Annotated in this window: 19 protein-coding genes; 1 reads left to right on the top strand and 18 read right to left on the bottom strand. The window is 42.3% G+C overall.

Annotation, left to right across the window (positions count from 1 at the left end):
• Window positions 1-37 precede the first annotated feature (37 nt).
• Together rraA and I6E83_RS07280 are read right to left on the bottom strand one after the other, a co-directional pair.
• Complete coding sequence (rraA, locus tag I6E83_RS07285; RefSeq protein WP_197100797.1) at window positions 38-571, bottom strand: ribonuclease E activity regulator RraA; 534 nt, start codon at window positions 569-571, stop codon at window positions 38-40.
• Window positions 572-691: 120 nt separating this feature from the next.
• Window positions 692-1393, bottom strand: coding sequence for an NAD-dependent epimerase/dehydratase family protein (locus I6E83_RS07280; protein WP_197100796.1), 702 nt, complete (start codon window positions 1391-1393; stop codon window positions 692-694).
• A 504-nt stretch (window positions 1394-1897) separates the two neighbouring features.
• Between I6E83_RS07280 and rpsT the strand changes: the two genes are divergently transcribed.
• A complete protein-coding gene (gene rpsT, locus I6E83_RS07275) occupies window positions 1898-2164 on the top strand; it encodes a 30S ribosomal protein S20 (protein WP_110922405.1) in 267 nt (88 codons plus the stop codon).
• 224 nt (window positions 2165-2388) lie between these two features.
• Here rpsT and I6E83_RS07270 read toward each other — a convergent pair whose 3' ends face one another.
• The 16 genes from I6E83_RS07270 to cgtA all read right to left on the bottom strand — a co-directional run bounded on the left by I6E83_RS07270 (window position 2389) and on the right by cgtA (window position 20170).
• On the bottom strand, window positions 2389-3225 hold the full coding sequence (locus I6E83_RS07270) for a histidine phosphatase family protein (protein ID WP_197100794.1): 837 nt from the start codon (window positions 3223-3225) through the stop codon (window positions 2389-2391).
• A gap of 164 nt (window positions 3226-3389) precedes the next feature.
• Window positions 3390-4187, bottom strand: coding sequence for a metallophosphoesterase (locus tag I6E83_RS07265; RefSeq protein WP_227680861.1), 798 nt, complete (start codon window positions 4185-4187; stop codon window positions 3390-3392).
• Between the two features lie 126 nt (window positions 4188-4313).
• Window positions 4314-5012 (bottom strand): orotidine-5'-phosphate decarboxylase, encoded by a 699-nt coding sequence (gene pyrF, locus I6E83_RS07260; RefSeq protein WP_197100792.1) that lies wholly within the window; start codon window positions 5010-5012, stop codon window positions 4314-4316.
• 73 nt (window positions 5013-5085) lie between these two features.
• On the bottom strand, window positions 5086-5493 hold the full coding sequence (locus tag I6E83_RS07255; RefSeq protein WP_197100791.1) for a lipopolysaccharide assembly protein LapA domain-containing protein: 408 nt from the start codon (window positions 5491-5493) through the stop codon (window positions 5086-5088).
• 117 nt (window positions 5494-5610) lie between these two features.
• Window positions 5611-5916, bottom strand: coding sequence for an integration host factor subunit beta (locus tag I6E83_RS07250; RefSeq protein WP_110922400.1), 306 nt, complete (start codon window positions 5914-5916; stop codon window positions 5611-5613).
• Between the two features lie 352 nt (window positions 5917-6268).
• A complete protein-coding gene (gene rpsA / locus I6E83_RS07245) occupies window positions 6269-7957 on the bottom strand; it encodes a 30S ribosomal protein S1 (RefSeq protein ID WP_110922399.1) in 1689 nt (562 codons plus the stop codon).
• A 304-nt stretch (window positions 7958-8261) separates the two neighbouring features.
• Window positions 8262-9029, bottom strand: a complete 768-nt coding sequence (cmk, locus tag I6E83_RS07240; RefSeq protein WP_197100790.1) for a (d)CMP kinase — start codon at window positions 9027-9029, stop codon at window positions 8262-8264.
• 120 nt (window positions 9030-9149) lie between these two features.
• Complete coding sequence (gene tadA / locus I6E83_RS07235; protein WP_413787055.1) at window positions 9150-9692, bottom strand: tRNA adenosine(34) deaminase TadA; 543 nt, start codon at window positions 9690-9692, stop codon at window positions 9150-9152.
• Between the two features lie 24 nt (window positions 9693-9716).
• On the bottom strand, window positions 9717-10454 hold the full coding sequence (locus tag I6E83_RS07230) for a uracil-DNA glycosylase (protein WP_197100788.1): 738 nt from the start codon (window positions 10452-10454) through the stop codon (window positions 9717-9719).
• Window positions 10455-10631: 177 nt separating this feature from the next.
• Window positions 10632-13196, bottom strand: coding sequence for an ATP-dependent Clp protease ATP-binding subunit ClpA (gene clpA / locus I6E83_RS07225; protein WP_197100787.1), 2565 nt, complete (start codon window positions 13194-13196; stop codon window positions 10632-10634).
• Between the two features lie 514 nt (window positions 13197-13710).
• Window positions 13711-14118 (bottom strand): ATP-dependent Clp protease adaptor ClpS, encoded by a 408-nt coding sequence (locus tag I6E83_RS07220; RefSeq protein WP_197100785.1) that lies wholly within the window; start codon window positions 14116-14118, stop codon window positions 13711-13713.
• A 176-nt stretch (window positions 14119-14294) separates the two neighbouring features.
• On the bottom strand, window positions 14295-15128 hold the full coding sequence (locus tag I6E83_RS07215) for a hypothetical protein (RefSeq protein ID WP_110922393.1): 834 nt from the start codon (window positions 15126-15128) through the stop codon (window positions 14295-14297).
• Between the two features lie 103 nt (window positions 15129-15231).
• Window positions 15232-16299 (bottom strand): N-acetyl-gamma-glutamyl-phosphate reductase, encoded by a 1068-nt coding sequence (gene argC / locus I6E83_RS07210; protein ID WP_110922392.1) that lies wholly within the window; start codon window positions 16297-16299, stop codon window positions 15232-15234.
• 85 nt (window positions 16300-16384) lie between these two features.
• A complete protein-coding gene (gene hemE, locus I6E83_RS07205; protein WP_197100783.1) occupies window positions 16385-17521 on the bottom strand; it encodes a uroporphyrinogen decarboxylase in 1137 nt (378 codons plus the stop codon).
• Between the two features lie 186 nt (window positions 17522-17707).
• On the bottom strand, window positions 17708-18880 hold the full coding sequence (gene proB / locus I6E83_RS07200; RefSeq protein ID WP_110922390.1) for a glutamate 5-kinase: 1173 nt from the start codon (window positions 18878-18880) through the stop codon (window positions 17708-17710).
• 78 nt (window positions 18881-18958) lie between these two features.
• Window positions 18959-20170 carry an Obg family GTPase CgtA gene (cgtA, locus tag I6E83_RS07195; protein ID WP_110922389.1) on the bottom strand — a complete coding sequence of 404 codons (1212 nt, stop codon included), beginning with the start codon at window positions 20168-20170 and terminating at the stop codon, window positions 18959-18961.
• Window positions 20171-20460: the final 290 nt, after the last annotated feature.

The following is a 20460-nucleotide window of genomic DNA, read 5'->3' as shown; positions in this document are numbered from 1 at the left end:
AAGCCGAGGTTTTTAGTTGGTAATCATTGAGCTATTGTTAAACTAATGGTTTATCACTAGCGATAATGCCATTATTATCTGAATAAACAAACATTCCTGAGTTCAAGGTTAAATCACCAAAGCTGATTTCGATATCTGTTTGGCCTTCGTCGCGACGATTTGATTTACGTGGGATACAACCGAGCGCCTTAACACCAATATCCATCTGTGCAACGTCATCCACATCACGGACACAACCATAGATAATGACTCCTGCCCAGCCATTCTCAATTGCTGATTCTGCAATCATATCACCCAAAAGAGCGCAACGCATTGAGCCGCCACCATCGACGACCAGCACCTTGCCATGCCCATCTTTGTCTTTACCGTCACTGTTTAATAGTGATTTGACGCGGCTATTATCTTCAAAGCACTTCACTGTTACGATTTCACCGCAAAACTTGTTTTTGCCACCAAAGTTGTGAAATGACTTGCCTTCAATATTTGGCAAACATACTTGCGACTTAGGATTGGCATCCAATAAATCACAAGTCACAAAATTTTCTCTATTCATCTGCATGGATTCCGGCATAGTGAAGCTCCTTGTTTTTGATTATCTAGTCATTACTCTCAATTTTTATCGAATATCTATATAAATGCTTAGGCTATTTTAAATCTTTGTATTGTAATAAATATATAAATCATTAACTACTTAATTTTTCACTCTCGTCATTGCAAGCATCTGCTTATTTTCAATGATTTCTATTTTTTTCAATGTAGGCTCAGCACGGTACTTGTTACTCTCATAGATGGCGTGCGCACTCATTGCCATTGCACTAGCAACACGCTTAGCAGAAATAGGATGTAGTGGTAATGACTCTGACAAAAGCTGTGATATGAGCTTAAAAGCCTTTTGACCAATGCTCTCAAGAGGGCGACCTTTATGTTTGCCTAATAGCAATGAAGGACGTAAAACGACTAGATGCGCAAAATCCAATGATATAATGGATTGCTCGGTTTCCGCTTTGACTCGATTATATAAAAAACGACTGTCACTATCGGCGTTCATTGAAGACAACAAAAAGAAGTTTTCGACGCCTTTATCTTGACACAACTTAGCAAAAGTTACATTGTAGTCGTGGTCGACTTTTCGAAAAGCTTCGTCACTACCAGCCTGCTTCTTAGTCGTACCGAGACAACTAAAAGCATCCGTCTTACGATCAGCACCAACGCTGGCAAAAATCTCGGTTAGATTATCAAAATCGTTCACTTGATAAAAACGCATGCTCGCATTGATATAGCGTGGCGGACGCCGTGCAATCACAATTAACGTGTCATAAAGCTCACTAAGCTGCTTAACCAGATACTGCCCTACCAGCCCTGTCGCACCAATTACAATTGCTTTTCGCTGCATATCCGATCCATTTATATATAGTGTTGGAAAATTTATTTTTATAAGAAAGTCTGTCGTGTGAAAGATCTTAAGTCTAGTATCATACCTAATTTAATACACAACTGATGGTATTCTATAGAATATATTGTAAGAGGTTTTATCAGCTGACGCATCTGTGTAGCCAAATCATGTCTCCACTAACAATACTGAAAGATGGCTTAACAACAATCCTAATAGACACTAGAGAAATCAGTAGCCCATGTGATATCATAACTTCTTTTGGCATTAATCATCAAATATATTGTTCTAAGCGCAATAATTTGCTAAGATGTCCGGCTTTACACGTCAACGCTGTTTAATTATTCCAAACAGTTCTGGCGCTTGCGATGCTCTATTCATATTAGATACTTTAATATAAGACATCGACATCATGTTTGGCGAGAGGCTGCTCGTCACCGATGATTGTTTAAACCCTTTATTGCAATCAACATTCATATTTTATCTGTCTTTATCAAGGAGATACGCGTGGCTAATACTGCACAAGCTCGTAAACGCGCCCGTCAAAACACCAAACGTCGTCAGAACTCTGCGTCACAACGCTCTATGGTTCGTACTTACTTAAAACGTGTTGATGCGGCTATCGTAGCTAAAGATTATGACGCGGCTACCGAAGCTTACAAAAAAGCGGTACCAGTTCTTGATCGTATGGCTGACAAAGGTATTATTCATAAGAATAAAGCTGCTCGTCGTAAGAGCCGCCTAAACAAAACAATCAAAGGCCTTCAAGCTTAAGATTGGTCGCGTTTAGACCGCATTACGCTTTATAGTGTAATGACTAAAACCTTGTCACTGGTTCTAATACTGGGGCAAGGTTTTTTTATGCCTGTTTAAAACTCACTGATTCAACTTATATAGTCAAAGAAATCTAAAACAGCTACAAGGCAGCCGACCGCAGATTGTACATATAGTACCTCTAGGGAGAGTAACACCTTAGCAGTTCGCTGACTATGCTGATATCATGTCCATTTGACTTCTGGCGGTAGCAATAGTTTGCTTGGGTGATACCCTGCAGCACGGTAGCCGTCTAACAGAGTATGAATGGGACGAGTATAAACCTCACCACGCCAGACAAAATGCGCGTTGGCTTGCTCAAATGGCATATCATCAAACCACAAAAACACCCCTTCCATCATTTTTGGCCAATCGTTCCAATCAATCTCGACCACATCAAACATCACGGCTAAAAATGCAGACAGTAGCGTATCATGACTGACGGCAAGCATAAGATGCCCATGCTCAGGCTGGTGTTGATAAAATAGCGATAATATATCTAGGCCACCTTGATAGGCGTTTTTGGTGCCTTCAAGATTGCCTTGTAAGAATCGATTGATGAAGTTAAGTACACCTATTTCTTTGAATACTGGATTGGCTATTTCAGGTTCAGTAACGAGGCTGCCAGGCTCAACCAACAGTGATTGATGTGCAATACCTCGTCGTAGACCTGCCCCTTCTTGCATCAGCTGCGCCGTATCAATACAGCGACCTATAGGGCTTGAGATACTATCGACATTGAGGGAGTACGGCAGATGTCCTGCCAACCAACGACCCCAAGATTTTGCCAACACGCGACCTTTAGGTGTCAGTGGCAACTGATAGCTGGCAAAACCATTCCCATCAGAACGTTCGCGTAGAGAGTGCCTAGTAAACAAAATCAATCGCTTGTTTTCGGGTAATAAGCTGACTGACGAGATCATACTATCAGGCAGGTGTGAAGGCGCTGGTGCGCTTGGCGTGTGACTCGCAAGCTGTTCAGCGGATAATTTTGATAAAGTGTGATTTGTATATTTACTCATGCTAACAAGCGTAGCAGATTTTCTGGTAGGAATGAACAAAATATCAGTACAATCATCGTATAGGCGCCAATGATTGTACCCAAAGCTGCTCAAAAATAGGGCGGTCACTCTTAACACTGCTATGACATTATTGCTAACAATACCTGTATCTCTACAGATGCACGCTAACCGATATCAATCACTCTATCCCATGAGAACTCTAATGCTGTACTACTTACTTCATTTGGATAAGCACGTGGATTAACAATCACCCGCGTCTTACCAATCTGATAATCAAATGCTTCATGGGTATGTCCATGTACCCAGAGTGTCGGCGCCCACTCCTCATGCATCCATCCGGAGAGATCACTGATAAAAGCGGCGTTACTCGGCAAATTAGCATACTTCTCAGACACCGATAACGGGCTAACACTATGATGACTCATCACCACGGTTTTTTTACCCAGTTTATTAGCAGTGATTAATGCTTGCTGTAACCATTGGCGCTGCTCAGCATGAAGTTGCATAGAGACCTCAGGTGAAAACAACTCGCTACCGGCATATATTTGTTTGTAATCACGCATAAAGCGACTAGCAGCTGCCATCGTATCCTCATTGGCTTGATACTGATAATCCGTCCACAACGTACAGCCTAGGATTCGCACTTCACCAATATCCATATGCTGACACTGCAAAACCCGAACGCCTTCATTCGACTCGATATGATAATTGTCCCAAGTCGCTAGTTTCTTATCGAAGTGCAGCACATCTTCATTGAAGTACTCATGGTTGCCTGCGATAGTGATTAGAGGAACTTGCAGACGCGCAGCTTGCTCCTGTAACCATGGCATACCATTATCACTATTTGCAGTATCTCCCGCTACTAGCACCACATCTGCATCGGTTTTAGGGATATGCCCTATCGGATGTGACTGACGAGCATAACTATCAATATGTAAGTCACTCAAAATCTGTAATTTCATATAAGCCAATATCATTGAATAAACACAAATAGTTTAGCACCTTTTACCTACCCGCAAAAAGCAAAAAAGACAGCGAGTTAGGCTGTCTTTTGATCGTTCAGGCATTACAAGTTATTAAGGTGTGGCCTAAATACTTTGTAGTATCTTCTGCAATTTCGCAGCAGGGTCTTCTGCCTGTGTGATTGAACGCCCAATGACTAAGTAATCAGAACCGTCACTGAGTGCCTGTTTAGGCGTGCAAATGCGTTTTTGGTCATCAGCGTTGTCTTCTAGTAGACGAATACCAGGAGTAATGAGTTTAAAATCTTGACCACACAGTGCTTTAAGCGTCTTAGCTTCTTGAGCTGAGCAGACCACACCATCAAGACCAGCTTGCTTAGTCAATTGCGCCAGTCTACTCACGTGTGCATCCAGGCCGTCAGTAATGCCCGTTTGCGTCAGCGCTTCATTGTCCATAGAGGTCAATACAGTGACCGCTATCAGCAAGGTATCAAAACCATTATCTAGTAACCGCTGCTTGGCTAATGACATTGCTTCTAGACCCGCACTGGCATGGACATTCACCATCCATACACCGAGTTCAGCCGCTGCCAAAACTGCTTGCGCAGTAGTATTGGGAATATCATGAAATTTCAAATCTAAAAACACATCAAAATTACGCTGATGCAGTGCTTTGACCATGTCAGGGCCACAGCGAGTAAAAAGCTCTTTGCCTACTTTTAATCGACATAATGCTGGATCTAATTGATCCGCTAGCGCTAAAGAGGCTTCCATGGTCATATTATCTAAAGCAACGACGACTGGAGACTTAATTATATTATTCATGACTTAGCCATATTGGTATCGGAGTTATTAAAGAAGTATATCTAACTTAACCGCAGATTCATTGCGAGATGGTTTAGTCTCGCTTATGTTTAGTAAGAGCAGCACTGTTATCTAAGTCACTATCCACTCCATCCTGTACATTAGTCGCCGTAGAGCCATAAACGGCTTCTTCTACCGTTGGCGAATTCGCTTGACGATCGATGACTATATTGGCTTGTGTGAGTTGCTCTTGTAGATTGGTTTTTGCTTTTTGCAAACGCGAAATTTCCCACTTGTTTTGTAAAACACGGAAAATAAGCAGTGCTAGCAAAATACCAATAACGATACCCAGCATCAGACAAAGTATCAGTAGCAGCCCTAGATTCATCGTAGGCGCTTGCGAGAACAGTAAATTTACACCAACTTCAGTATTATTTGCCAATACCAAACCAAGCGCATAGGCAAAGCTCAGAAACAGTAATACAAACAGTAAAAAGCGCATGAGACGGTTACCTTAGTTGGAAATGCCGTTAATGTATTCAGAATAAATAGGTGATATGAGCGACTGACAAACCATTCTATGAAAAATGCTTATTCAATAAATGAGTTATGACAACATTTAGCTAGTTGCAACCGTGTCATTGACCGCTTCACGTAGTGCTTTTCCTGGTTTAAAATGAGGAATAGCCTTAGCAGGTACTGGCACGCTTTCCCCTGTTTTAGGGTTGCGTCCTAGACGTGCACGGCGATGGTGTAGACAGAAACTACCAAACCCACGAACCTCTACTCGGCCATCATTGGCTAAGGTATGCGTCATCAAAGTTAATATTTCGCGTACTGCATCATCGACGACTGTATCAGTCATATTGTCACAGTTCGCACTCAAATTACTAATAAATTCGGACTTGTTAATCGCTTGCTGCATTATTACGCTTGCCTTGTAAATTAATGGATAAGATGATTGTGAGTCGAAACGATATTTTAGGTTATTTAAATAAGGGTTATTTATTTCAATAAATGCTGCTAAATCAGCATATCCTTAAAATAGTAAGGACAAAAACTCGGTCTTTAGAACAGCCTATCGCTTTAAATAAATAGTGACTCACATCTTGTTACTCAATGTTGCAAATGATAGCGGATATTACCCTAAATGAAAATAAGAGTTTGCCTCTTTGGGCAAAAACATCACTTGTTAATGGTAATATCAAAATTTATTCATAAAAAAAAGCGACCGGAGTCGCTTCTTTTATATTACTTTATATCAATAACTTAGCAGCTTACTGCATCTGTTCTTTGATCAAGTCACCAATAGTTTTTGGTTGAGCTTCAGAACCGGCAGCGGCAGTAGTACTTGTGCTGCTTAGTTCTTTAATCGCTTGACGCTCTTCAGCTTCGTCTTTCGCTTTGATAGACAAGTTGATGTTGCGTGTTTTGCGATCAACACTGATGATTTTCGCTTCAACGTCATCACCAACAGTTAGATGCTTAGTTGCATCTTCAACGCGGTCACGTTGGATCTCAGAGGCACGTAGATAAGCTTCTACTTCGTCAGCAAGTTCGATAGTAGCACCTTTAGCGTCTACTTCTTTCACTTTACCATTAACGATAGCACCACGGTCATTGTTGACTAGGTATTCGTTGAATGGATCAGAGCTTAACTGCTTAACGCCTAGGCTGATACGGTTAGCTTCTGCATCTACTGACAATACCATTGCTTCAACGGTGTCGCCTTTGTTGTAGTTACGGATAGCGTCTTCGCCAGTTTCATTCCAAGAGATATCAGATAGATGAACAAGACCATCAATACCACCGTCTAGACCGATAAAGATACCGAAGTCAGTGATTGATTTGATAGTACCAGTGATTTTATCACCGCGCTCATGTTTCTTATCAAACTCATCCCATGGGTTAGCAAGGGTTTGTTTGATACCTAGGCTGATACGGCGACGTTCTTCGTCGATATCAAGAATCATTACTTCAACTTCATCACCCACTTGAACAACTTTAGATGGATGGATGTTTTTGTTGGTATGATCCATTTCTGATACGTGTACTAGACCTTCAATACCTTCAGAAATCTCAGCAAAACAACCATAATCAGTTAGGTTAGTTACGCGTGCTTTAACAACACTACCTACTGGATAAGTTCCGCCAACGTTATCCCAAGGATCAGTACCAAGTTGTTTTAGACCTAGGCTTACGCGATTGCGCTCACGGTCAAACTTCAATACTTTAACTTTTAGGTCTTGACCAACTTCAACAACTTCTGATGGGTGCTTAATACGGCGCCATGCCATATCAGTGATGTGCAATAGACCATCAATACCGCCAAGATCAACGAATGCGCCGTAATCAGTAAGGTTCTTAACGATACCTTCGATTTCGATGCCTTCTTCAAGCTTGTTCAATAGCTCTTCGCGCTCAGCTGAATTTTCAGCTTCCATAACTGCACGACGGCTAACTACAACGTTGTTGCGTTTTTGATCAAGTTTGATAACTTTGAATTCTAGCTCTTTGCCTTCAAGATGCGTCGTATCACGGATAGGACGTACATCTACCAATGAACCTGGTAAGAATGCGCGTACTGAACCGATATCTACAGTGAAACCGCCTTTAACTTTGCTTGAAATGATACCTTTTACGATTTCATCATTGTCAGCAATTTTCTCAAGGAAATTCCAAGTCTCAACACGCTTAGCTTTTTCACGTGATAGCAAGGTTTGACCCATGCCGTTATCAACTGCCTCAACCACGACATCAACGCTATCGCCAACTTCAACTTCAAGTTCGCCTTCTTCGCTTAAAAACTCTTCACGAGCGACAATACCTTCAGACTTCAGACCAGTGTCAACAGTGATCCAGTCGCTATCGATGGCTACAACAGTACCAGTGATAACCGAGCCACGCTCGATATCCAGACCTGTCTCTTCGATGCTCGCTTCAAATAGTTCAGCAAATGATTCCATTATGTCTACCTTTGTATAGCCGTATCCTGTCCAGCACAGTACGGATCAAATTTATGATTGCATAAAACGAGAATACTGGTTTTTTATCCCATGCAATCATATATAAAAACGTTTGTTGTTAATAAGCGCATGTTTTACTGAAATTATTAACAACAACTGTCTGTCTGACCTGAAAATTTCGTCATCTATTCTATCAAATCATGTTTTCTTAGGGCCTGGTAAACCCCATAAATTTCACTACTACAATTTTATACTAAAACCAAACCTCATAGCAAAGCTTTTAATGCTTAATATGTTGTTTTTATTAACTATTAAAGAATATGCCTTTGGTTTGGCAGTGTTTCTTCACTTGTTCGTATACAGTGTCAGCATCTAGTACTGAACTATCAAGCAGCAAAGCATCCTCTGCAGGTTTCGACGGTGCAGTGCTACGATTTTCATCACGATCATCACGCGCTTTAATCGTTGTTAAGATTGCGTCAAAGTCTGCTGTTTGCCCAGCGTTGGATAACTGTGCCACACGACGCTCAGCACGCGCTTCAGCACTGGCGGTCAAAAACACCTTAACATCAGCATTTGGGAATACTACCGTTCCCATATCACGGCCATCAGCAACCAAACCTGAACGAGTGGCCATGTCCTGTTGTAACTTTAACAACGCCTCACGAACTTTTGGAAAGATTGCTATCTGTGAGGCATAGCCTCCAACTGTCTCGTTACGTACCTGCTCACCAACTGCCTCATCATTCACCAAAATATCGACACGTCCTGACGCATTATTAGGCACAAATGCAATATCTAGGCTTTGTGTCAACTTTAATACCGCCATTTCATCAATGGTTTGACTGGTATCTGCGGTAACCAGACCAGCTTCGAAAGCTTTGAGTCCTACAATACGATACAGAGCACCCGAATCAAGCAACTGATAGTCCAATGCTTGAGCTAAGCGCCATGTAACCGTGCCTTTGCCTGCACCGCTCGGCCCATCAATACAAATAACAGGATAACGCAGTGGTTGCGTTTGACTATTATCATTATGAAGTGCGGTGTTATCAGTTGTAGAAACGGTCATAATAATCACTTAATCGGAGACAATACTCATATGGCTGACAACTTCGCCATTAAATAGGGCAATATTATAGCAAAGAAACATCCCTATCACTAGCGACAAGTCCGATATCTTGTTAACAGATTATTTTGATTTCATTTTGGCCAGTTTTCGTCGTTCGCGAAAAAAGCTTTTGAGTATTTGACTACTGTGCTCGCTACAAAGACCTCTGTTTACTTGAATACTGTGATTATAAAAAGGCTGCATCGGCAAGTTCATCTGACTACCAACCATACCTGCTCTTGGCTCGCTCGCCGCATAGACTAGCCTTTCTACCCGTGCGTGAATCAGCGCCCCAACACACATCGTACAAGGCTCTAAGGTAACATACAGCGTTGTCTGTAATGGCAATCGATAGTTATTTAAACGGGTACAGGCATCTCTCAATGCGATAATTTCGGCATGTGCAGTCGCATCATGGCGACCAATTGGCTCATTGAACCCCTGCCCTATGACCTGCTGATCGTGTACTAGTATCGCCCCTACTGGCACTTCTCCATGCTCAGCACCTTGTTTAGCAAGCTTGAGTGCTTCTTGCATCCACTTAACATCTTCAGTTGACCAAAATGTACTGGTCTGAATATCTTCGATAACTGGCTGATGATTGAAGAGTTGAGATAGTTTCAAGCTTATATCCGGTATATTTGTCATCTATTGCGGTAACTGCCAATCAATTGGTGTCTGACCATACTGTACCAAATAGTCGTTGGTCTTAGAAAATGGCTTAGAGCCAAAAAAACCACCACGGTTAGCAGCAAGCGGTGAAGGATGCACAGCCGTCAGGATAAGATGCTTGTCTGTATTGATATATTTGCCCTTTTTCTGCGCTTTACTTCCCCATAATATAAACACTGTATGCTCTGTTTGTTCATTGACCACATCAATCACCGCATCAGTGAACTGCTCCCACCCTTGATTTTGATGGCTATTCGGCTCACCTTCTTTTACAGTCAACGAGCTGTTTAATAACAATACTCCCTGCTGCGCCCAATACGTCAAATCGCCATGTGCTGATGGTTTCAGACCAATATCAACAGCCATTTCTTTCAACAGATTATTAAGCGATGGCGGTTTTGGAATGGCTTTTGGCACAGAAAACGATAGTCCCATTGCCTGTCCTGGACGATGGTAAGGGTCCTGACCTAATATCACGACTTTAACTTGTGATAAAGGCGTTAAGTTAAAAGCATTAAACATCAACGGTGCTGGTGGGTAAATGCTTTCCTCTGATTGGTACGCTTCTTTTAAAAATGCACGCAAATTATCCATATTATCAGAGGTTAGCTCATCTGCTAATGCTGTTTTCCAATCTGTTGGCAGGCGTACATTGTCTAAAATCGCTTGCTTTTGCTCGGGGGTTTTGGTCGTCTGTTCATCAAACAATTCCATAATATATCCTTTTTTATTTGTTATACATCATATAAATGCTGCATCAGATTGCATGAATAAGTCTTTGACATTCGAATGAATGGACTCATGCATTGGCTTTATGATGAATTATAGCAATAAAAAAACGGCTACCGTAGCAACATGGTAACCGTTCTTGTTTTATTGATAATAAAAGACTTAGCTAGCTAACGACTCAGAGTCCGGATATGGCTCATGCGTTTCAACGACGGTCAAAATAATACGACTGTCTGACGAACCTTTATCTGACGTTTTGCCATTGGTTTTTTCAATCTTAACAGACTTGTCATCTTGCTCATTACTGTCTTCAGGCTCTAGCGTTAGATGTACAACCCCACCATTGACCAAGTCACCAAACAAAATCATGCTTGCCAATGGCTTTTTGATCTCGTCTTGAATCAGACGCTGCATAGGACGTGCACCCATTAGGCGATCGTAGCCTTTATCAGCTAGATAGTTACGGACATCATCGTCAATTTCTAAAGTAACTTGCTTATCATCAAGCTGCACTTGTAACTCAACCAAGAACTTATCGACTACTGATACCACGACCGACGTATCTAATGGGTTGAACTGGATGATGGCATCAAGGCGATTGCGGAACTCTGGCGTAAAGACACGTTTGAGCGACTCTGTATTATCACGACTGTGGTCTTGCTGAGTAAAGCCCATAGATGAGCGGCTGATACTGTCAGCACCAACGTTGGTGGTCATAATAACGATAACTTGCTTAAAGATAGCAACACGACCATTGTTGTCCGTCAAAGTACCGTGATCCATCACTTGTAGTAACAAGTTGAATACATCAGGATGCGCTTTTTCGATTTCATCAAGTAATAAGACACAATGTGGATGCTGATTGATTTTTTCAGTCAACAGACCGCCCTGATCATAACCAACATAGCCAGGAGGCGCACCGATTAGACGTGAGGCGGTATGTGCTTCCATATACTCTGACATATCAAAGCGAACTAACTCGACACCAAGCAAATTGGCTAATTGACGTGATACTTCTGTTTTACCCACGCCTGTAGGACCAGCAAACATAAACGAGCCGATAGGCTTATCTGGAGCCTTTAGGCCAGCACGAGACAGTTTAATCGCATCTGCTAACGTTTCAATCGCTTCATCTTGACCGAACACTAAATGCTTGAGATCACGATCTAGATGCTTGAGAATACTCTTATCATCGCTAGACACTGACTTGGGTGGAATGCGTGCAAGCTTAGCAACGATGGCTTCAATGTCTGCCACATCGATTTTCATCGGTGGTCTTTTTTTCGCAGCTTTTGAATCTTTAGATGATTGAACGCGATCGTTGACTTTAGCAGTATCTGCTTCATCCTGCATTTCATTACTGTCGACATCGCTATGAGTCACACCGTCAAAATCTTCTTCATCAGCATCAATCTGAGCATCAAAGTCTTGCTCTAAATCAGCAATGAAGCTTTCTTCTGCATCGATATCATCCGCATCTGGAATCACGCCTAAACGCTTATATGCACCCGCTTCATCGATCACGTCAATGGCTTTGTCTGGTAAGAAGCGCTCGTGAATGTGCTTAGCGGATAACTGGACAGCAGTAACCAATGCTTCGTCTGTATATTCGACGTTATGAAATTCTTCATAACGAGGCTTAAGACCGCGTAAGATGTCAATACTGTCATCAACGCTTGGTTCTTTTACATCGATTTTTTGGAAACGACGTGATAATGCATGATCTTTCTCAAATACCTGACGATACTCGGTAAAGGTCGTAGAACCTATACAGCGTAATTCACCATTAGCAAGTGCCGGTTTGATCAAGTTTGACACATCCATATTGCTACTCATTGACGACCCTGCGCCAATAATCATATGAATCTCATCAATGAACAAAATCGCATTGGGTTTATTCTTTAATGCGTCAAGCAACGACTTCATACGTTTTTCAAAATCACCGCGGTATTTTGTACCAGCGATTAATGAACCAATATCTAGGCTATAAATAACGCAACCATTCAATGGTTTTGGTGCTTTGTCATTGATAATTAACCACGCCAAACCTTCAGCGATAGAGGTTTTACCAACACCAGGCTCACCGACTAGCAATGGGTTATTTTTACGGCGACGACATAGTACTTGCGCAGCACGCTCAATTTCAGAGGTACGTCCAATCAATGGATCCGTTTTACCTTCAGCAGCACGTTGGTTTAAATTGGTCGCAAACTCCACCAATGGATCTTTGCTGGTTTTCTCTGAGGCATTACGGCGCTCACCAGTCATCGAAGCACGCGGCTCAGAGGGTTCTTCTTTGTCTTGACCATGTGACAAGTACTGAGTCAACTCAAGACGGCTGATACCTTGCTTTTTAAGCAGGTAAACAGCATAAGTATCATGCTCTGAGAACATAGATACCAAGATATCCGAGCCTTCTACCAAACGACCACCACCGATAGATTGCACATGGAAAATAGCACGTTGCAAAATACGATCAAAGCTTTGGGTAGGCTGCGGTGATTGCTCTGTATCTACATCTATCGTTGGCGTATGCTTATTAATATAAGCTTCCAACTCAGTACGCAGCGTTGAGACATTTGCATTGCAAGCAGTCAGTGTATTGGCGGCGTGCGTATTTTCTAGCAGTGCCAGTAGTAGGTGTTCAACAGTTAGATACTCATGCGATTTTTGACGCGCAAGTGTCATTGCTAAACGCAAAGAAACTTCAAGATGACGACTTAACATAACAACTTCCTACGGTTATACCTATCTTTATAATTGATAGCTTTATGAATGAGTTAGTAAGTAAATCAGGGCGATAGATGGATTGTTCAAGGGTAATATCTGTATTATTAAAATATCTTGCTAAATGACACTGTCTAGGGATTGTATAAATAACAATACTGTCTATCATCAACTAACTATTATCAACCAAGAGTGCTGATAACTCATACTTGCTGTTCTTTATATCAACACGATACTCAATCAGAGTCAATCTATTAAAAACGACTAAAGTGTATCAAAGCGTGCTGTACGCTAACCGTATTAGAAATAATAAAGGATAAAAGCTTAGAGAAATGAACAGATAACAGAGAGAATGAGCGAAGTGACAAAGAATTTGAAGGGGCTTTATCTAAACAGTGAAGTGAAAAAATTTCTATGTAAGATAACTATCTAGCTCACTGTGGAAAGTGAGCTATTTATCAAAGCTAAGAATAGATAAACGAAACGTTGAAATCAGCATTATAGGGGGATTCAGTTATTCGCCTTGATGTGGCTCTATCTGAGTCAATAGTGGATAGCCTTCACGATGCGCCAAGCTATTTGCTTTTTTGGCCTTAGTCTCAGCAATGTCTTTTGGATAAATACCCGCAATACCTTTGCTCGCATTGTGAATCGTCAGCATAATCTCAACGGCAGAGTCCATACTGTGACGAAATTCTGATTGCAGAATATAGACGACAAATTCCATCGGCGTATAGTTATCATTATACATAACGACTGCATACATCGGCGGCTTAGCCACTTCCGGCTCTGCCACTAGTACGTCTGCTTGTGGTGACGTTTCGCCATCCGTATCCCCATCTTGCGCACGGTCAGCAGGCATATTTGGGAGATGCCAATCAGAGACGATTGGCGTAGTCTGTAGTATTGTTTGATTTATCATAATTAGAGTACAAATTAATAGGTATATTTATTACGGAATAAGGGATAATGAAGAGAGGTAATCGCTAGTTTAATACAATTAGATTTAACACATTCAGATATAGTATCAGGCGCGCTTAGTCTACTGTTTGTAGTACTTTCACTCGCCTTTCTCATATCTTAGTTATCTAGAACTAACTAAGGCTTAATAGGACTGTCATCAACTTCTGGCAAATCCAAAAGTGATAGCGGCATATTGTCCACTCGAGCACCGAGCTTCCAATCATAGATTTGCTCTACTTCCTGCCCGTCTGCTTTCAAGCTGAGTTTTACTTGTAACGGCTTAAAGCTAGATGGCATGATAAAGCGACCACGAATACGAACAATGCCTTCAATCGTATCGACTGGATACTCTAAAGGCACTTCTACGAAGTCATCATCATTGAGCAGTGTCAATGTTGGCGTCAATCGTTTTGACGCGCCATCACTGGCAAGCATTCCAACATCAAACATATACTCAAAAGCATTTTCGGGTAACGGTTTAATATGAGCGCCAAGCACCTGTAATGGCATGCCGCCTTTGCTACTAACGATATCAGCATATAACTCGTTGAGCTGCGAAAGCTGTCTGTTTTCAACCGTTAATTCTTGCTTGTTTTCACTCAGCTCTTTTACATTGGCTAAGCTTATCGCCAGCTCTTGCTTGGCAGTAGCCGCTTGATTGATCGCTATTTTATGACTAAGACGCGTATCTTCCAGCTCTTTGGTCGCCTCTTCACTATTGATTAGTGCTTGCTGGGTTTCTGTTTCCATAGAGTGGTAGCCGCGCTGATAGCCCAGCTTATGACCAAATATCAGTCCAACCATGGCCGTTACCAGTATGACAACCACAAATAGCGCCAGTACCAATGTAGACGCTCCTTGCTGCTCGCGGCCTATAGAACTTACTGGGCTAAAACGATGGCGATTGGCGTCTATACACGATGAACGTGCTGACTGTGAGCAAAAGCGTAATACAAACTTAACACGCATTTAGGCGGTATCTCTTAACAATAAGTACCTGTTATTATAGCGGAATTTATAATCAATACCTAGCACCGTAAATGTGAATGATTGGAATATAAAGCAGTCGATGTTAAGGAACAATCGGCGCAAAGTTCAGTCCCATTGACTCATCAAACCCAAACATAACGTTCATGTTTTGCACGGCCTGTCCTGCTGCTCCTTTGACCAAATTGTCTTGTACTACGATGACAGTCAACTCAGCACGATCACTGTCTTGATGCACGGCAATACGTAAACGATTGCTGGCGCGTACACTACGTGTATCAGGGTAAACACCCTTTGGCATCACATCAACGAACGTCTCTGATGCATATGCGTTTTCAAACGCCTGTTGCCAGTCGATAGCAGCCCCAGCATCCGTCAGTTCCATATGAATTGAGCTTAGCATACCGCGTATCATCGGTACTAAATGCGGTAAAAAACGAATACGATGGGTAAACTGACTGTCTAATAATTGTGCAACACCCTGCTCAATCTCAGGTAGATGACGATGCCCCTCGACGCTATAAGCTTTAAAGTTATCTGTTGATTCAGCATAATTGAGTGCAAGCGAGGCTTGGCGACCCGCGCCAGACACACCAGACTTTGCATCAATAACAATGCGAGATTCAATCAAACGTTCTGCTTGTTTATTTTGTGCTTCAATAATCGGCTTCAAACCCAAAATGGCAGTGGTTGGATAACAGCCAGGGTTGCCCACCAACAATGCATTTGCAAGTTTATCGCGATTAACTTCAGGTAGTCCATAAACAGCGGTCTTTAACAGCTCAGGACACGCATGTGACTGTTTATACCACTTTTCAAAGTCAGTCAATGACTGCAAACGAAAGTCAGCAGCCAAATCAATGACCTTTACACCAGCTTGAGTAAGCGCTTCAGCTTGTTGCATTGCCACGCCGTGTGGTGTCGCAAAAAACACCACATCACACTTTTGCAACGTTGCAAGCGTATCGTCACCTAAGTCGCTAAAGACGATATCTGATATACCGCGTAAGCTTGGGAATATCTCATCAGCTCGTGTACCAGCTTCACTACGCGAGGTTAGCAAATCAATAGATACTTCAGGATGGGCAGATAATAAGCGAATCAGCTCAATACCCGTATAACCTGTACCACCAACAATCGCTGCTGAAATCATAAGATATCCTTTTTTCTTTTACTCAGTAAATAGCAGATAAATATAACGTATATATTGACGCTTATAAGCTTTGCATATCCAAACTTTAGATTTTGTAATCGTGCACTGCATCGATAAACACTTTTGCATTGTCAGGATTAACCCACTGAGTGATGCCGTGACCTAAGTTTGCGACATAACCTGTTTTTTCGCCGCTAGCATATGCACTATCTAGCATTGCATTTACTTCAGTGCGAATCGTTGCAGGTGAACCATACAAGGTTGCTGGATCCAAGTTTCCTTGGATGGCTTTGCTACTCTGTAGTTTTTTATGCTGCTTGGTCAGTTGACGCTGACTGTCAGTCAACACCTGACGCGCACGATCAATCGGCATCGTCCAGTCTAGGCCCAAAGCATCGGCTTCGCTATCCGCTTGGATGTCTAACCATAGCCCACCACCTTTCGTAAACAATACCACTGGTATGTGTGGATGGCGTACCTTTAGCTCAGCGACAATACGCTTATTATAAGCATGAGAAAAGTCAATGAACTGACGATGACCAAGCGCGCCGCCCCAACTGTCAAATATCTGTAAAATTTGGGCACCAGCAACTACTTGCGCATCTAAATAATCGATGACAGACGTTGCCAATTTATCCAATAGTTGATGTAGAAAGTCAGGGTTACTGTATAAAAAACCTTTGGTATAGCGATAGTCTTTTGAGCTGCCGCCTTCAATCATATACGTCGCTAGCGTCCACGGGCTACCAGAAAAACCAAATAACGGCACTTGACCATTCAGCGCTTTACGAATACTCGTCACCGCACGCATGACATAATCAAGAGAGTCGGTCGGATCAAGCTTTGGTATTCTATCAAGATCCGCTTGTGTACGAATAGGATGCTTAAATTTAGGGCCTTCGCCCGCTTCAAAATATAGACCCAGCCCCATGGCATCAGGGATAGTCAAGATATCACTGAATAAGATGGCAGCGTCTAAATCATAACGACGTAGTGGCTGTAAGGTCACTTCAGTGGCACGGTCTGTATCTCTACACAAACTCATAAAGTCGCCCGCTTCAGCACGGGTTGCTTTATATTCTGGTAAATAACGACCTGCTTGACGCATCATCCAAACTGGAGTGGTGTCTATCGTTTCAAATCGTAGTGCTCTCAGCAATCTGTCGTTTTTTAATGGTGCAAAGTCGTGCTGAGTTGAATTACTATTGTCTGAAGCACTCATGTACAAATCTCCAAAACAACAAAGCATTCATACTTATTGATGAATACTTTGTTGGATAAAATACGTTAAATAAAAGAATGATAAATATTTATAGAATGATCATGACGACATCTCAGTTTCAATACTATTAATCCATATTTAGACTAAGACTGTATGCATACTAAGCGATTCTATATTATTAATGTGCTATACGGTTAGTGCCAAGTTATCACGGTGTACCATGACCACACGCTCTTCACTACTACCAAAAATCTTATCAAACTGCTCTGTACGCTCACGTGCTACTCGATGCGCATCCTGCGATGAAAAGTTGACTTGCCCGACTGCGAGACGCTCACCGGTATCTTGATGGATAATTTCAACCACGTCACCTTCATCAAAACCACCACGGACTTCGACGACGCCAACGGGTAGTAGACTTCTATTATGCTCAGTCAGTGCCTTTGCCGCACCTGCATCCACAACCAAGCTACCTGACATACGCAGGTGAGCCGCCAACCATTGCTTACGAGCAATAATTTTGTCTTCATCGTTGGTTGTCAAAAGCGTACCAACTGCTTCACCTGATACCACACGAGTAATGACATCATCAATTGCGCCGCTTACGATAACGGTTGGACAGCCACCCATTGCAGCAAGACGACCAGCACGGATTTTGGTTAACATACCACCGCGTCCAAGCTTGCCACCATCTCCGGCTATATCAAACAAATAATCAGCCATCGCACGCTCTTGACGAATCATTTTTGCATTAGGATTGTCACGCGGATTGTCTGTGAATACACCATCTTGATCGGTGAGGATAATGTACAAGTCAGCATTGACCATCGCTGCTGCCATTGCCCCTAATGTGTCATTATCACCGAATTTGATTTCATCAATGGTGATGGTGTCGTTTTCGTTAATAACAGGTAGCACGCGCCATTCTAATAATTGCGTCAATGCACCTGTCGTATTGAGATAACGGCTACGATTAGACAGATCATCATGAGTCAATAGCAGCTGCGAGCTTTGGATACCATGCTGAATCAGAGCTGACCACCATGTTTCAATCAAACCCATCTGACCAATGGAGGCACAGGCCTGTAGTGCGGCTAGTTTTTTAGGGCGCTCCTCAAGGTTCATACGTACCACACCTTCAGCAACAGCACCTGACGATACTAGTAGCACTTCGACGCCTTGCTTATGCAGCTTAGCAATCTGTTTGGCCCACTCGTATATGGCAGTTCGATCCAGCCCTCGACCGTTATTGGTTAACAACGATGAGCCAATCTTGACAATAACGCGCTGAATATCAAAGTTGCGATTTTGCTTAACAAATCTTGCTTCTTCGATCGTGTTTTCTATGCCATCTGCCATATAAACTCCTTTTTATCTTATGAATTGATTAGGGGATTGATTTAAAAAATTCAGGTACATCAGTTCAAGCTTGTTCACTTATGGAACGTAAACCACCTCGACACCGTCTTCATCATCGAAGTCGTCATCATCGTCATTTAAGTCCACCCCTTCACGTGCTGCTCTGCGGGCCGCACGATAGGCTTCACGCTGGGCTTCAGTGTTTAGACGGACTTCTACTTCTAAGCGCTCAAAACGTGTTCTTTGTGCTTCAGCGAAGATAGGATCTTCTAGTTCACGCTCGCGCTCTAGTTCAATCTCATTCATCAAATGATATTTAACCGCATCAGTCCCTTCACCCATTAGGGTTGAGGTGCGAAATACATCGCCTGTCCAATCAAGCTCAGCGACAATATGGGTACAGAGCTCATCTAACTCTTCTTCAGGCACCTGATCGATTTTGTTTAATACTAAAATCTGGGGCAAGTTAGATAACTCAGGTGAAAAACGTTCAAGCTCATTCAAGATAACACGAGCGTTGTTTACCGGATCGCTGCCATCAACTGGCTTTACATCGACCACATGTAACAATCGACGTGTACGAGCCACATGCTTTAAGAAACGAATGCCAAGTCCGGCACCTTCTGAAGCACCTTCGATCAAACCCGGAATATCCGCCATCACAAATGAGCGATGACGACCGATATCGACTACACCTAAATTAGGAACGAGTGTGGTAAATGGATAGTCAGCAACTTTTGGTCTAGCAGCAGAAACTTGACGAATAAAGGTAGATTTACCAGCATTAGGCAAACCAATCAAGCCAACATCAGCCACTACTTTTAGCTCAAATTTAAGAACTTTTAATTCACCTTCAAAACCTGACGTCGCTTTACGCGGTGCTTGGTTGGTAGAGCTCTTGAAATGGGTATTACCCAAACCACCATCACCACCTTTGGCAATCAGTAACGTCTGACCAAGTTCAATCAAATCACCCAATACTTCATCTGTTTCGGTATCAACTACCGTGGTACCGATAGGTACTGGTAAAAACAAATCATCAGAGCCTTTGCCTGAACAGTTTCTACTGTGGCCATTCTCAGCTCGCATGGCGTCATGACGACGGGTATAACGATAGTCAACTAGCGTGTTGGTGTTGTCTTCTGCAATGACATAAACATCTCCGCCTTTACCACCATCACCACCATCAGGACCACCACGTGGGACATATTTTTCTCGGCGAAAACTGGCGATTCCGTTACCACCGTCACCTGCTTTTACCGTTACGACGGCTTCATCAATAAATCGCATTTTACTTTCCTTAATTCACAATCCAGTTTATATACTGGTTACAACCAACGGTTATATTATGGGGTTTTACTGTATTGTCACAAAAAATATTGTGACAATATAAGCGCTAAAAGCACGCTACTTGTATTTGATATTCAATATGAAAATAACACCCGATAATCAATCGGACTATCGGGTGTTTAAGTATGACAGCTAACGCAATATCAAGCTATCCAAACCAGACGCTATTATGGCAAATTTTGCAGTATTACTGCACCGATTTACACAATATTAGACAACTGGTTTATTAT

Origin of the sequence: Psychrobacter sp. SZ93C1, from assembly GCF_015864635.1 — a bacterium.
Classification (GTDB): Bacteria; Pseudomonadota; Gammaproteobacteria; order Pseudomonadales; family Moraxellaceae; genus Psychrobacter; species Psychrobacter fozii.
Note: the sequence above shows the minus strand (reverse complement) of the source record. Positions and strands in the feature narration are given on the sequence as shown.